General features: G+C 48.1%; 11 protein-coding genes and 2 pseudogenes. 8 read left to right on the top strand and 5 right to left on the bottom strand.

Annotated elements, in window-relative coordinates; all coding sequences use genetic code 11:
• Positions 1-4 precede the first annotated feature (4 nt).
• The 3 genes from KW548_16775 to KW548_16765 all read right to left on the bottom strand — a co-directional run bounded on the left by KW548_16775 (position 5) and on the right by KW548_16765 (position 3,237).
• Positions 5-1,609 carry a methylcrotonoyl-CoA carboxylase gene (locus KW548_16775; GenBank protein ID QXX08788.1) on the bottom strand — a complete coding sequence of 535 codons (1,605 nt, stop codon included), beginning with the start codon at positions 1,607-1,609 and terminating at the stop codon, positions 5-7.
• Between the two features lie 10 nt (positions 1,610-1,619).
• A complete protein-coding gene (locus KW548_16770) occupies positions 1,620-2,789 on the bottom strand; it encodes an isovaleryl-CoA dehydrogenase (protein ID QXX08787.1) in 1,170 nt (389 codons plus the stop codon).
• A 67-nt stretch (positions 2,790-2,856) separates the two neighbouring features.
• Entirely contained in the window at positions 2,857-3,237 is a 381-nt protein-coding gene (locus KW548_16765; protein ID QXX09442.1) for a MerR family DNA-binding transcriptional regulator, read from the bottom strand.
• A gap of 251 nt (positions 3,238-3,488) precedes the next feature.
• Here KW548_16765 and KW548_16760 point away from each other — a divergent pair.
• The 7 genes and pseudogenes from KW548_16760 (at position 3,489) to KW548_16730 (ending at position 11,030) form a co-directional block, all read left to right on the top strand.
• Positions 3,489-4,701 (top strand): annotated as a pseudogene (locus tag KW548_16760) (acetyl-CoA C-acyltransferase).
• A 17-nt stretch (positions 4,702-4,718) separates the two neighbouring features.
• Positions 4,719-6,212 (top strand): CoA-acylating methylmalonate-semialdehyde dehydrogenase, encoded by a 1,494-nt coding sequence (locus KW548_16755; protein ID QXX08786.1) that lies wholly within the window; start codon positions 4,719-4,721, stop codon positions 6,210-6,212.
• A gap of 11 nt (positions 6,213-6,223) precedes the next feature.
• A pseudogene (locus tag KW548_16750) lies at positions 6,224-7,377 on the top strand (acyl-CoA dehydrogenase family protein).
• An 18-nt stretch (positions 7,378-7,395) separates the two neighbouring features.
• Positions 7,396-8,184 carry an enoyl-CoA hydratase gene (locus KW548_16745; protein ID QXX08785.1) on the top strand — a complete coding sequence of 263 codons (789 nt, stop codon included), beginning with the start codon at positions 7,396-7,398 and terminating at the stop codon, positions 8,182-8,184.
• Positions 8,185-8,192: 8 nt separating this feature from the next.
• A complete protein-coding gene (locus KW548_16740) occupies positions 8,193-9,323 on the top strand; it encodes an enoyl-CoA hydratase/isomerase family protein (GenBank protein QXX08784.1) in 1,131 nt (376 codons plus the stop codon).
• A gap of 33 nt (positions 9,324-9,356) precedes the next feature.
• On the top strand, positions 9,357-10,259 hold the full coding sequence (gene mmsB, locus KW548_16735; protein QXX08783.1) for a 3-hydroxyisobutyrate dehydrogenase: 903 nt from the start codon (positions 9,357-9,359) through the stop codon (positions 10,257-10,259).
• 12 nt (positions 10,260-10,271) lie between these two features.
• Positions 10,272-11,030: an SDR family oxidoreductase gene (locus tag KW548_16730; GenBank protein QXX08782.1), complete on the top strand. Its 759-nt coding sequence runs from the start codon at positions 10,272-10,274 to the stop codon at positions 11,028-11,030.
• Between the two features lie 61 nt (positions 11,031-11,091).
• Here KW548_16730 and azu read toward each other — a convergent pair whose 3' ends face one another.
• Together azu and KW548_16720 are read right to left on the bottom strand one after the other, a co-directional pair.
• Positions 11,092-11,547: an azurin gene (gene azu / locus KW548_16725; protein QXX08781.1), complete on the bottom strand. Its 456-nt coding sequence runs from the start codon at positions 11,545-11,547 to the stop codon at positions 11,092-11,094.
• Positions 11,548-11,648: 101 nt separating this feature from the next.
• Complete coding sequence (locus tag KW548_16720; GenBank protein QXX08780.1) at positions 11,649-13,316, bottom strand: electron transfer flavoprotein-ubiquinone oxidoreductase; 1,668 nt, start codon at positions 13,314-13,316, stop codon at positions 11,649-11,651.
• Between the two features lie 217 nt (positions 13,317-13,533).
• Here KW548_16720 and KW548_16715 point away from each other — a divergent pair, with 217 nt between their 5' ends.
• Positions 13,534-14,283 carry an electron transfer flavoprotein subunit beta/FixA family protein gene (locus KW548_16715; GenBank protein QXX08779.1) on the top strand — a complete coding sequence of 250 codons (750 nt, stop codon included), beginning with the start codon at positions 13,534-13,536 and terminating at the stop codon, positions 14,281-14,283.
• The last annotated feature ends 3 nt before the right edge of the window (positions 14,284-14,286 follow it).

The following is a 14,286-nucleotide window of genomic DNA, read 5'->3' as shown; positions in this document are numbered from 1 at the left end:
GCTCCTACATTCTAAAGATACCGAATTGGCTATCGGGCATCGGAGCATGCTCGGTTGCGGTAAGCGCTTGAGCCAAGACATGTCGGGTCTGTTTCGGATCAATGATGCCATCGTCCCAAAGGCGAGCACTCGCATAGTACGGGTGGCCTTGTTCCTCATACTGATCAACGATAGTTTGCCTGAACTGGCCTTCTTCCACTTCTGACCAAGGTTCACCTTGGCGTTTCAAGACCTCACGCTTGACTTGGGTGAGTACGCCAGCGGCTTGTTCTCCGCCCATTACCGAGATTCGGGCGTTAGGCCACATCCACATCATCGTTGGCTCATAAGCTCGCCCACACATGCCGTAGTTGCCCGCCCCGTAGGATCCGCCGATGATAATGGTGAACTTGGGAACGTCAGCGCACGCCACTGCCATGACGAGTTTGGCGCCATGTTTGGCGATGCCACCTTCTTCAACTTTTTTGCCGACCATGAATCCGGTAATGTTCTGTAGGAACAGCAATGGAATTTTTCGCTTAGCACACAGCTCGATAAAGTGAGCCCCTTTCTGAGCTGATTCCGCAAACAAGATGCCGTTGTTGGCGACAATACCAATGAGTTTGCCTTCGATACGAGCAAAGCCACACACCAGCGTCATGCCGAATAAGGCTTTAAATTCATCGAAATCGGAATCATCGACAATACGTGCAATCACTTCTCTCACGTCGAAAGACAAGCGCAAGTCAGCATTGACGACGCCATAGATGTCCTCAGCGGGTAGACGTGGTGGTAAAACCTTGTGTGTTTGAGGGATCACAGGCTCTTGGTTGCTGCTAGCAAGTGCTTCTCTCGCCATATGGAAAGCTTGTTGTTCATTTTCCGCGTAGTAGTCTGCTACCCCAGATTTACGGCAGTGAACATCCGCGCCGCCGAGTTCTTCGTCCGTGACGATTTCACCTGTGGCGGCCTTAACTAAAGGAGGCCCTGCTAGGAAAATCGTGCCTTGTTTTTTTACGATGACCGAGACATCGGCCATGGCAGGAATATAAGCGCCCCCAGCGGTACAAGGACCAAGAACTACCGCTATTTGGGGTATGCCCTTGGCGGACATGCGTGCTTGATTAAAGAAAATACGCCCGAAATGGTCTTTGTCTGGAAACACCTCTGCTTGGTGAGGTAAGTTCGCACCGCCCGAGTCGACTAGATAAACACAGGGTAAGTGGCAGCGCTCGGCAATTTCCTGGGCTCTGAGGTGCTTTTTCACTGTCAGTGGGTAGTAAGTCCCGCCTTTAACAGACGGATCGTTGGCAAGCACCATACAGGTTACCCCTTTGATCTTGCCGATACCTGCAACGACACCGGCGCAAGGGATGGATTGTTCGTAAACATTCCAGGCCGCGAATTGGCCGATTTCTAAGAAATCTGAACCTTGATCGAGCAGCAGATCAATGCGCTCTCGTACGGGAAGTTTGCCTTTCTTGCGCTGTCTTTCAACAGCCCTAGCGCCGCCACCTTGTTTGATGGATTCAACATCTGCACTTAATTTTTCGACCAGTCCACTCATCGCTTGCTGATTCTTAGTGAACAGGGGAGAGTCGGTTTTGATTTTAGTTTTTATGATTGCCATAACATCCTCGTTAGCGTGACTCTTCAAACAGCTCACGCCCGATAAGCATCCTGCGAATTTCGGAAGTACCCGCACCAATTTCATAGAGTTTGGCGTCTCTTAATAAACGACCCGCAGGGAATTCATTGATATATCCATTACCGCCTAGCAACTGGATGGCATCCAGTGCAAGCTGTGTGGCTAATTCGGCACTGTAAAGAATCACGCCTGCGGCGTCTTTTCTTGTTGTTTCACCTCGGTCACAGGCAGCGGCTACGGTATACACATAAGCGCGTGCCGCGTTGGCACGGGTATACATATCCGCCACTTTGGCTTGCACTAGCTGGAATTCACCGATGGATTGACCAAATTGTTTACGGTCATGAACGTAGGGTACGACAAGGTCGAGACACGCTTGCATAATACCGAGCGGGCCCGCTGCCAGAACAACGCGCTCATAATCTAAGCCACTCATCAAGACTTTGACACCTTGATTTACTTCACCGAGTACGTTTTCAACCGGGACTTTGCAGTTGTTGAAAACCAGTTCACAGGTGTTAGAGCCTCGCATACCGAGTTTGTCGAGCTTTTGAGCGTGGCTGAATCCTGCAAAATCACGTTCGATAATGAAGGCAGTGATACCCCGTGAGGCGGCGCTAGGGTCTGTTTTGGCATAAACCACCAGCACATGTGCATCAGGGCCATTAGTGATCCACATCTTGGTGCCGTTCAACACATAGTGATCGCCGTGTAAATCAGCTTTGAGCTGCATACTGACAACGTCTGAGCCTGCATTAGGTTCACTCATTGCCAGCGCGCCAATGTGGGAGCCGTCGATTAATTTAGGTAAGTATTTCTCTCTTTGAACCGCATTTCCGTTGCGAAAAATCTGATTGACGCATAGGTTTGAATGCGCCCCGTAACTCAATGCAACAGAAGCAGAGGCACGGCTAATCTCTTCCATGGCGACCACGTGTGCCAAATAGCCCATACCTGCGCCACCATATTGTTCGTCTATGGTCACGCCAAGCAAGCCCATTTCGCCCATTAGTGTCCATAAGTGGTTCGGGAATTGATTATCCTCATCCACTTTGGCCGCGATAGGTGCAATGTGCTCGCGGGCAAAAGCATTGACGTGTTCCCGCAACATATTGACAGACTCATCGAGCCCAAAGTTGAGGGGGGTGTACTGAGATATCATATCGCCTCCGATTCAGCGGTTATTGCTGGTTACGATCCCTGGCAGATACATGATGTCTCGCGAAGTGCTAGCTGGCTTTAGAGCGCTGTAACGCTTCTTCACATCGCTGACGAGCGGTATTCAAATCGTCAAGAACAATGGTGATGTCCTCAAGTTGGCGTTTGAGTACGGCTTCTTTTTCGTCAATGATTTTGAGCATCTTGATCAACTGGGTATCTATTTGATTCGTGTCGTAAAGCTCTAACAAGTCGCGTATCTCGGCCAAGGAAAAACCAAGTCGCTTGCCTCGTAAAATCAACTTGAGACGAACCCTGTCTCTGCGCTGATAAATCCGCATACTGCCTTTGCGGTCAGGCTGAATTAGGCCCATATCTTCGTAAAAGCGGATACTTCTTGTAGTGATATCAAACTCTTTAGCGAGCTCGCTGATTTTGTATGTTTCCACCAGATGAAACTCCCCAACTGCTAGGTATTAGACAATCACACTTTCCACTACGACGGTAAAAAAGATTTTACAGGTTGTGAATGTGTTTCTTTACGTTAACGTAAATGTTAGTGCTATGCTTACGTAAACGTCAAGAAAATAACCATGCAAAAAACAAATGGCTTTAAAAAGTGAAAGCGGCATCGTGAATTGAGCCGCTTTGTCGTCGCTGAATGAATAAAGCCGTCACTCAACAATCTTTTGAGGAGCAGGCAATGCAAGAGAAAGAGATTTGGATAGTTGCAGCAAAGAGAACGCCAATGGGGCGTTTTCAAGGGATGCTTTCTGAATATTCTTCCCCCAAGCTAGGGGCGGTCGCGATTAAAGCGGCAATGAAAGAACAATCTTTATCGCCAGATTCAGTTGACGAAGTGTATATGGGATGTGTGTTACCTGCAGGCTGTGGGCAAGCCCCCGCCAGACAAGCGGCTCTGGGAGCAGACTTATCGACATCGGTGGGTTGTACCACGATCAACAAGGTGTGTGGCTCAGGTATGAAAGCGGTGATGTTGGCCCACGATCTGATCCAAGCTGGTAGTGCCAATTGCATTGTAGCTGGCGGCATGGAGAGCATGACTAATGCGCCGTACCTACTGAAAGAGTCACGCTCCGGCATGCGAATGGGACACAAATCGACCTACGACCATATGTTCCTCGATGGTTTACAGGATGCGTACGAAGGTGAGCTCATGGGTGTCTTCGGCCAACAAACCGCTGATAAACTTGAATTTACTCGTGAACAAATGGATGAATGGGCCACTTTATCGGTTAACCGAGCGATTGAAGCGCAGCAGCAGGCGTTATTTGCCGACGAAATTGTGCCTGTTGCCCTAAAAAAAAGCGCCACCTCTTGATTATGACGAGCAACCGCGCTCAATAAAGCCCGAAAAAATCCCCCAGCTTAAGCCAGCATTTGCTAAAGAGGGCTCTATTACCGCAGCCAACTCCAGCGCAATATCCGATGGGGCTGCCGCTCTTGTGGTGATGGATGCGCAAACGGCCAAGCAACAGGGTCTAGAACCACTGGCCATTATCAAAGGTCATGCAACGCATGCCCGTATTCCTGCTGAATTTACAATAGCACCAGTTTATGCGATTGAGCAGCTTCTATCGCAGCTAGATTGGGCGGTAGACGAAGTGGATTTATGGGAAATCAACGAAGCCTTCGCTGTGGTAACGCAGATCGCGGTGAAACAGCTTGGCCTGGATAGCGAGAAGGTCAATGTAAAAGGCGGGGCGTGCGCATTAGGTCATCCGATTGGCGCAAGCGGTGCAAGGATTCTTGTCACGCTGATCCATAGCCTACGTCAGTTACAGGCTCTGGGTACAGATGGAAATCACAACAAAAAACGCGTGGTGCGAGGTGTTGCATCACTCTGTATTGGTGGCGGTGAAGCAACCGCAATGGGTATTGAGATCCCACTATAAAAGAAAAGGACATCATTATGATTCAGTCAGTTCCCTTATTTATTGGCGGTGAGTTCTGCCAGTCACAGACCAATGAATGGGTTGAGGTGACCAACCCGGCAACCAGTGAAGTGATTGCCAAGCTTCCTTGTGCGACCGAGCAGGAAATGGAACAAGCGGTGCAGAACGCCGCTGAAGTGTTTAAGTCTTGGAAGGAAGTGTCAGTGTCTGAGCGAGCTCGTGTGATGCTACGTTATCAGCACTTACTTAAAGAGCACCACGATGAGCTAGCCGAATTGATTTCGAAAGAGACCGGCAAAATTACCATCGATGCAAAAGGGGATGTGTGGCGCGGCATTGAGGTCGTAGAGCAAGCCGCGAATATCGCCAGCAATATGATGGGTGAAACGGTAGAAAATGTGGCAACAGAAATCGACACTTACTCTATGATTCAGCCGTTAGGGGTGTGCTGTGGTATTACGCCATTTAACTTCCCTGCGATGATTCCACTGTGGATGTTCCCGCTTGCGATTGCCGCAGGTAATACCTTCGTGCTCAAACCTTCAGAGCAGGTACCTTTAACAGCGATGCGTTTGGCGGAGTTGTTTGAACAGGCTGGCGCACCAAAGGGTGTTCTTCAGGTTGTTCATGGTCGCAAGAATCAGGTCGACAAACTACTGGTTCACCCTTTGATTCGTGCCGTGTCATTCGTCGGTTCTGTGCCGGTTGCTCAGTACATTTATCAGACGGGTACCAACTTCAACAAACGTGTGCAGGCATTCGCTGGTGCAAAGAACCATATGGTTGTGATGCCAGATGCCAATAAAGCACAGGTGATCAACAACTTGGTCGGCAGCTCTGTTGGCGCTGCAGGTCAACGCTGTATGGCAATCTCTGTTGCCGTATTTGTTGGTGAGTCAAAACATTGGATCGACGACCTCAAGACAGAAATGGCGAAGATGACTCCGGGCGCATGGGATGATGGTAATGCAGCGTATGGGCCATTGATCAGTAAAGAAGCTAAGCATCGTGTTGTGAGTCTGATTGAAGAAGGCAAGGCGCAAGGGGCAGTGTGTGAGTTAGACGGAACTCAGTGTCATGTTGCTGGAATGCCAGAGGGCAACTGGCTTGGCCCAACCTTGTTTACCGGTGTCACTACTGATATGTCAATCTATGAGCAGGAAATCTTCGGCCCTGTATTAGTTTGCTTACAAGTCGATACGTTGGAAGAGGCGATTGAACTGATTAACAACAACCCCTATGGCAACGGAACGTCGATTTTCACCGCAAATGGTGCAGCAGCACGTAAATACCAACATGAAATTCAGGTCGGTCAGGTGGGGATCAATGTGCCGATTCCTGTGCCATTGCCATTCTTTTCATTTACAGGTTGGCGTGGCAGTTTCTATGGCGATTTACATGCCTATGGTAAACAAGCGGTGCGTTTCTATACCGAAACTAAAACGATTACGTCACGCTGGTTTGATGATGATATCCCAACAGGGCCAAACCTAACCATTCAACTGCGATAACGGGAGGACAAATGGATTTTGAACTGAATGAAGACCAACGTGCGTTTGCAGAAACTGCTCAACAGTTTGCCATGGATGAGTTAGCGCCGATGGCTGCCGAATGGGATGAAAAACAGCTATTTCCAAAAGACGTACTTAAAGCAGCGGGTGAATTAGGTTTCCTCAGCTTGTATACACCAGAAGAACAGGGGGCTTGCAACTGAGCCGCCTTGATTCCTCAATCATCTTCGAGCAACTGGCAATGGGTTGTACGTCTACCACGGCATTCATGACCATCCACAATATGGTAACTTGGATGATTGCCAGTTTTGCCACTGAAGAAGCGAAACAAGAGTTTTGCCCAAAGCTAATCACGGGTGATTGGCTTGGTTCATATTGTTTGACCGAGCCGAACGCAGGCTCCGATGCCGCTTCATTGACAACCTCAGCGAAAAAGCAGGGCGACCAGTACGTTATCAATGGTGGCAAAACCTTTATCTCCGGTGCAGGTGATACAGAAGTACTCGTGGTGATGGCACGCACAGGCGACCGCTCAGCCAAAGGTATTTCAGCTTTTGTCGTTCCGGCAGATGCAGACGGCATCAGCTATGGGCGAAAAGAGCCGAAAATGGGGTGGAACAGTCAGCCAACACGCGCCATTACGTTTGATAACGTTGTGGTTCCTGAAAAGTACTTGTTAGGGAAAGAAGGGGAAGGCTTTACTTTCGCCATGAAAGGGCTGGATGGAGGACGTATCAATATTGCGACCTGCTCCATCGGTACTGCGCAGCAGGCGCTGAATGAGGCGATGCAATACGTCAAAGAGCGCAAACAGTTTGGTAAAGAACTGGCTCAGTTTCAGGGGCTACAGTTTCGGTTAGCCGATATGGTCACTGAGCTCGTTGCGGCCAGACAAATGGTGCGCCTCGCCGCGAGCAAATTGGACAATCAGGACCCAGAAGCCACGGCATATTGTGCGATGGCGAAACGATTTGCTACCGATGTCGGTTTTAAGATTTGTGATCAGGCACTGCAGTTATACGGTGGCTACGGCTATATCAAAGAGTATCCGATGGAGCGTCATTTCCGTGATGTGCGTGTTCACCAAATCCTGGAAGGTACCAATGAAATCATGCGATTGATCATCGCACGTCGCATGCTAGCTGAAGGCGCTCAAATACTCTAATCGAAAGGATGCTCAACAATGAATCATTCAGAAGGAAGTACTATTCAACATACGATTCGCAACCATGTGGCTATCGTGACCATGAACAACCCTCCGGCGAATACATGGACAGCACAAAGTTTGGCGCAATTGAAACAACTTGTCTTAGATCTTAATGACGATAAAGACGTTTACGCCCTAGTCATTACCGGGCAGGGTGAGAAGTTCTTCTCCGCCGGCGCTGATCTTAAAGTGTTTGCTGATGGCGACAAATCCGTCGCGGTGGATATGTCCCGCTTGTTTGGTGAGGCATTTGAAACCCTATCTGCATTCCGAGGTGTTTCTATTGCTGCTATTAACGGCTACGCGATGGGGGGCGGTCTTGAAGTGGCATTAGCTTGCGACATTCGAATTGCTGAAGAGCAGGCGGTGATGGCGCTGCCGGAAGCTAAAGTCGGCCTGTTGCCTTGTGCGGGTGGAACGCAAAACTTGACGGCGTTGGTCGGAGAAGGGTGGGCGAAACGCGTCATATTATGCGGTGAACAGCTTGATGCGGCGAAAGCGCTCAACATAAAGCTGGTGGAAGAAGTGGTAAGCAAAGGAAACGCTCTTGATGCCGCCATTAGCCTTGCAGAAATGGTAGCAAATCAATCGCCATCTTCGGTCACGGCTTGTAAGTCATTGATACAAAATACGAGGACGAGTCCACTAGCTCACGGTTTGATCAAGGAACGTGAACTGTTTATTCAGTTGTTCGACACTCAAGATCAAACCGAAGGTGTCAATGCGTTCCTAGAAAAACGTCAACCTCAATGGAAAAATAGCTAGGAGGCAATATGACAGCAACCGTTTATTTCAAGGAGCGACTTTGCCAAGATGGGAGTACCAAGATAGGTGTAGCAACGCTTGACAATGCGCCTTCACTCAATGCTTTGACTTATGACATGTTAGCCTTGCTCAAACAGAAACTGGAAAGCTGGCAAGCCGACGACAGTGTTGTTTGCGTTTTGCTGGAAGGGCAAGGTGAGAAAGCGTTTTGTGCTGGTGGTGATGTACGCACCATGCACGACGTAATGCGAGATAAATCCAGTCAAGACATCGAAGCGTTCTGTACCACTTTTTTCAAACTTGAGTACCAATGTGACTATCTGATCCACACCTTCACTAAACCAATTATTGCTTGGGGTGAAGGAATCATCATGGGTGGAGGAATGGGCTTGTATATGGGCTGTAGCCACAAGGTGGTGACGCCAACTACGCGTTTGGCCATGCCCGAAGTGAGTATCGGCCTTTATCCGGATGTCGGCGCCACTTGGTTTCTTAACCGGCTTGAACCTGGTGTGGGGTTATTCCTTGGTTTAACGGGAGTGATGATTAACGGTAGTGATGCGCTTGATGTCAACTTAGCTGACCATATGGTGCTCTCACAAGAGAAAGAGTCGCTGATTGAGCGCTTGTTATCTCTACATTGGCACGACAAAGAGGACGCTTATGACGCTGTGACAGACTTGCTGATTGAATTTGGTGATAACGTTAATGGTCATAGGCCAGACCCACAAATGTTGCCTTTCATGCAAGACATCCAACGTGCATGCAGCGCAAGTACTGTTGTCGAGGTAAGTAACAACATTCTGGCGCTGAAAGGGCAAAGTAAGTGGCTCGATATTGCGAAAAGCAATCATGCTTCCGGTAGCCCGATCACATCCCATATTTGTTTCAGGCAACTCAATCAATACAAAGATCTGTCATTAGCGGATTGTTTTCGTCTTGAATTGAATCTCTCGGTACGTTCGGGGCTGCTAGGAGAATTTCGCGAGGGCGTCAGGGCTAGGTTGATTGATAAGGACGGCGAACCTAAATGGCAGTTCAGTCGTGTCGATAATGTTGATGAAGCGGTTATTGATACCTTGTTCACATCACTTTGGGATGAAAAATTACATCCACTGGCAAAACTGGGCCACTACTAAGCTCTCAGAGCAGGGAAAGAAGGAATTTATTCAATGAGTACCATAGCGTTTATAGGTTTAGGTAATATGGGCGGCCCAATGGCCGAAAACTTGCTGGCTGCTGGCTTGAAAGTACAGGTATTTGATTTGATGCCGCAAGCTGTCAGGAAATTGGAGTCTGCTGGCGCGGTTGCTGCGCCCACCGTGGAGGATGCCGTGAAAGGCGCAGATACGGTAGTAACCATGTTACCGGCGGGCGAGCATGTCCGAGCGATTTATCTTGGCGACCATAGCGGTGGTGTTGGCTTGTTAAACATGGTTGAAGATGGCACTTTTCTTATTGATTCTTCGACGATTGACCCTGAGTCGGCACGCATTGTTGCCCAGTGCGCGGCAGAAAAAGGTCTCGACTTTGTGGATGCCCCTGTCTCTGGTGGTGTAGCAGGAGCACAAGCGGGTACGCTGACTTTTATTGTCGGAGGCTCGGATACCGCTTTCGTAAAAGCAGAGTCTGTACTTAAACATATGGGTAAAAACATCTTCCATGCCGGTAAAGCGGGTGATGGTCAGATGGGAAAAATATGTAACAACTTAATGCTCGGTATTCTCATGTCAGGGACATGCGAAGCACTGAACTTGGGCATAGATAATGGGCTGGACCCTAAAGTACTTTCCAACATCATGCTGCAAAGCTCTGGCCGTAACTGGGCGCTTGAGCTATACAATCCTTGTCCGGGGGTAATGGAAACCGCACCGGCTAGCAACGAATTTAAGCCAGGGTTTATGAGTAAACTGATGTTGAAAGATCTCGGGCTTGGCTTAGATACGGCTGCAAAGAGTCAATCTTCGGTCCCAATGGGCGCTTTAGCACGAAATCTTTATGCTTTTCACAACGCAAATGGCAATGAAGAGCTAGACTTTTCAAGTTTGTTCGAGTTTTATCAATCTAAAAAGTAACGGAGTTTGCAAATGGATCTAAAACAGAGCGTGATAGCGATTACAGGTGCAGGTCAAGGCCTAGGTCAGATGATGGCGATTACATTAGCGCAGGCTGGTGCTGAGCTTGCCCTGCTTGATGTTAACGAAGAAGCCCTGATGGATACCAAAGAACAATGCAATATGCTCGGGGTCAAAGCATTAACATACAAAGCTAATGTGACAGACGAACACGAAGTGGAGCAAGTCTTTAGTAACATTGTCGCGGATTTTGGTCAGTTGGATGGACTTATTAATAACGCTGGTATTCTGCGAGACGGTTTACTAGTTAAAGTCAGAGATGGAGAGCTGACTAAAATGTCGCTGGAGCAATTTAGCTCCGTGATTGATGTCAATCTTACTGGGACGTTTTTATGTGGCCGAGAGGCCGCAGTTCAGATGATCAATACCAAGCGAAAAGGTGTCATTATCAACATTTCCAGTGTTGCTCGTGCGGGAAATATTGGTCAAACAAACTATGCGGCATCGAAAGCAGCAGTCGCGACGCTAGCGGCAACTTGGGGTAAGGAGCTAGCACGTTATGGTATTCGAGCAGCCGCTATTGCGCCGGGTGTGATTGAGACCTCAATGACAGGGGCAATGAAGCCAGAAGCTCGTGAGAGGCTAGAAAAAATGGTGCCTGTAGGCCGCATGGGCGATGCCAAAGAAATTGCCAATACCGCTAAATTTATCTTTGAGAATGACTACGTGAATGCGCGTGTATTGGAAATCGATGGCGGGATATTTATGTAACGTTAAGCTTTGAAACGTAAAAAGGCACGTGATTCACGTGCCTTTTTTGTCGAGAAATGCGTTATTTGAACTCAAATTTGCCTTTCATGATTGCCCAGTGTCCGGGGAAAGAGCAGAAGAAAGTGTAGTCACCCCCTGGCTTCATCTTTTCTGTACTAAACGTTACTGACGTACTTTCACCACCACCTATGATTTTGGTGAACGCGTAGACTCTTGGGTCGTCCGGTTTGACGTAGTTGTTTGCTAGGCCAGCAGACATGCCCTCTGTGCCTACCGCTTGGACATTGGCTGTGTCAGCAATAACGACGTTGTGGCCCATAGAAGTTGCTGCTAGCTTACCTGTATGGTTTAAAGTCAGAGTGACTTCCTTACAACTCGAAGGGACGCTGATGCTATCCGTCGAAAACTTCATCATATCGTTTGCATCAACAGATACAGAACATTCTGCCCCAGCCTGAGCTCCGAAACTGATTGCGCTAAGCACCACTGCAAGCGTACCAACACTACGTTTAATCATACTTATTCCTCACGGTTTGTAGTTGAGAGATATTCTCATATACGTTAGAAATACAAACTTTGATCACTTTCACTAAGTGCTGAATTTTTGTCGATAACCAGTTACATATTCTGATAATTGGGACCGCCACCACCTTCTGGCGGTAGCCAAGTGATATTTTGCGAAGGATCTTTTATATCGCAGGTTTTGCAATGGAGACAATTGGCGGCATTTATCTGCAACTTGGGCGCATTATCAAGGGTCACAATCTCGTAAACACCCGCTGGGCAGTAACGTTGACTCGGTTCATCATAGAGAGGGAGGTGATTCTTAATCGGAATGCTGTCATTGTTAATGATAAGGTGACAGGGCTGGTTCTCTTCATGCTGTGTCCCAGAGAGGTAAACAGAAGAAGGTTTATCAAAGCTCAACTTTCCATCAGGCTTAGGGTAATCAATCGCGTTGCATTGCGAGATTTCCTTCATGGAAAGGTGATCAGCCTTCGGGTCTGATATCGTCCATGGTACCCCCTTGTTAAACAGAGGCTGCCAGATATTTTGTTCGAACGTTGCGAGTGCACCTCCTAGCACGGCACCGTATTTATGGATTGAAGACGCAAAATTGCGGCTTTGTTTCAGTTCCTCATAGAGCCATGATGATTCGAACAGACTCTGGTAATCTGGTTCCTGCTGGGTCTCACTTGCCTCAAGGGCCGAGAATATGGCTTCTGCGGCAAGCATACCTGATTTCATTGCAGTGTGACTGCCTTTAATTTTTCCTGAATTTAGCGTGCCTGCGTCACACCCAATCAACAGCCCGCCCGGGAACTGCTGTTTAGGTAATGAGTCAAAGCCGCCTTTAGCGATAGCTCTAGCGCCATAGGAAATCCGTTCACCGTCTTCGAGATATTGTTTAATCGCAGGGTGGTGCTTAAAACGTTGAAACTCATCAAATGGGCTGAGGTAAGGGTTCGAATAGTTCAAATCAATGATCAGCCCGACAACAACTTGATGATTTTCTAGATGGTAAAGGAAACTGCCGCCACTAGAATCTGATTCGTTTAGAGGCCAGCCAGCACCGTGGAGGACACTGCCTGCTTGATGGATTGCGCTGTCTTCGGGCAGCTGCCAGATTTCTTTCAATCCAAGTGCATAGTGTTGTGGCTGGCGACCTTCATTTAGATTGAATTTGTCGATCAATTGTTTACCGAGATGGCCACGTGCGCCCTCAGCAAAGACGGTATATTTGGCTTTTAACTCAATGCCTGCCTCGAAGGTGGGCTTTTGCTCACCGGCTTTATCCAGCCCCATATCTGATGTGTTGATGCCGGTCACCGCTCCAGATTGATCATAATTGATACTCGCGGCCGCAAAGCCAGGATAGACTTCAATCTCTAGCTCTTCTGCTTTTTGTCCGAGCCAACGGCATAGATTAGACAGACTGATGACATGATTGTCTGAGCTGTTGTGCATCAGTTTGGGCGTTGCAAATGCAGGCATTTTTATGTGATTGCTTGCTGTCGTCATGTATATGAACTCGTCATGAGTGACCGGGTTGTTGACCGGTGCGCCAAGAGATTTCCAGTCTGGGAAAAGTTCATCCAGTGCTCTCGTTTCGAATACGGCCCCTGAGAGTATATGTGCACCGACTTCAGCCCCTTTTTCAACAACACAGATTGATAGAGGTAATTGTTTGATTTTGCTGAGCTGGGCAAGTTTGATTGCGGTGGATAACCCCGCAGGGCCCGCTCCAACGACGACGACATCAAACTCCATACATTCTCTTTCCATGGTGTAAACCTACCTTGCCAATTAAATCTTATACATAACTATAGTGCAGTTGACGTAAACGTAAACTTTACTAAGCTGAGTATAGGCAAAAAATCCGACATGAAACAGGTTTAACGAGATATTAAGCCGCTCATTAGAATGAGTGAACTGTACATAAGACGATGAGTTATCCAATTGTAATCGTTGTGAAAAATGCTGTTAGCACCAAGGAGGAGATGTGAAAGTACTAGTAGCCATAAAGCGAGTGATTGATCCTTATGTGAAGGTGAGGGTGAAGAGTGATGGCAGTGGTGTGGAAACCAATAATGTCAAAATGTCGATGAATCCCTTTTGTGAAATTGCAGTGGAGGAGGCGGTGCGCTTGAAAGAGGCAGGCGTTGCTCAAGAAGTGATTGTGGCCTCTATTGGTGATGCTGCGAGTCAGGAGAATTTAAGAGGCGCACTCGCGTTAGGGGCAGACAGAGCGATTCACGTTGAAACGGATGTGTCACCTGAGCCTTTGGTTGTCGCCAAGTTGCTCAAATCGTTAATGGAACAAGAAAAACCGGGTATTGTTCTGGTTGGTAAACAGTCTATCGATACAGACAACAATCAGGTTGCACAAATGCTGGCTGCATTGACGGAACGACCACAAGGTACGTTTGCATCGCATGTGAAGGTGGAAGGTGATCAGGTAAGCGTGACACGAGAAGTTGACGGCGGTTTGGAAACGGTCAAGATGACCATGCCTGCGGTTATCAGTACCGATTTGCGTCTTAATGAACCACGTTATGCTTCACTGCCCAATATTATGAGAGCAAAGAAAAAACCATTGGACGTTATCTCAGCAGCGGATCTGGGAATCGAGCTGAAACACAGCCATGAAATTATCGAAGTGATGGCACCTGCTGAGCGTTCATCAGGAGAAATGGTGTCCAGCGTGAGCGAACTGGTCGACAAGCTTAAGAATGAAGCCAAGGTATTGTGAGAG

The sequence above is a fragment of the Vibrio neptunius genome, from assembly GCA_019339365.1.
In the GTDB taxonomy this organism is placed as follows: Bacteria; Pseudomonadota; Gammaproteobacteria; order Enterobacterales; family Vibrionaceae; genus Vibrio; species Vibrio neptunius.
The sequence above is the reverse complement of the archived record's forward strand: the minus strand, read 5'-3'. Positions and strand labels throughout refer to the sequence as shown.

Coding starts and splice junctions, on each gene's coding strand:
- KW548_16775 (QXX08788.1), bottom strand. CDS start 1,609: ATGGCAATCATAAAAACTAAAATCAAAACCGACTCTCCCCTGTTCACT.
- KW548_16770 (QXX08787.1), bottom strand. CDS start 2,789: ATGATATCTCAGTACACCCCCCTCAACTTTGGGCTCGATGAGTCTGTC.
- KW548_16755 (QXX08786.1), top strand. CDS start 4,719: ATGATTCAGTCAGTTCCCTTATTTATTGGCGGTGAGTTCTGCCAGTCA.
- KW548_16745 (QXX08785.1), top strand. CDS start 7,396: ATGAATCATTCAGAAGGAAGTACTATTCAACATACGATTCGCAACCAT.
- KW548_16740 (QXX08784.1), top strand. CDS start 8,193: ATGACAGCAACCGTTTATTTCAAGGAGCGACTTTGCCAAGATGGGAGT.
- mmsB (QXX08783.1), top strand. CDS start 9,357: ATGAGTACCATAGCGTTTATAGGTTTAGGTAATATGGGCGGCCCAATG.
- KW548_16730 (QXX08782.1), top strand. CDS start 10,272: ATGGATCTAAAACAGAGCGTGATAGCGATTACAGGTGCAGGTCAAGGC.
- azu (QXX08781.1), bottom strand. CDS start 11,547: ATGATTAAACGTAGTGTTGGTACGCTTGCAGTGGTGCTTAGCGCAATC.
- KW548_16720 (QXX08780.1), bottom strand. CDS start 13,316: ATGGAAAGAGAATGTATGGAGTTTGATGTCGTCGTCGTTGGAGCGGGC.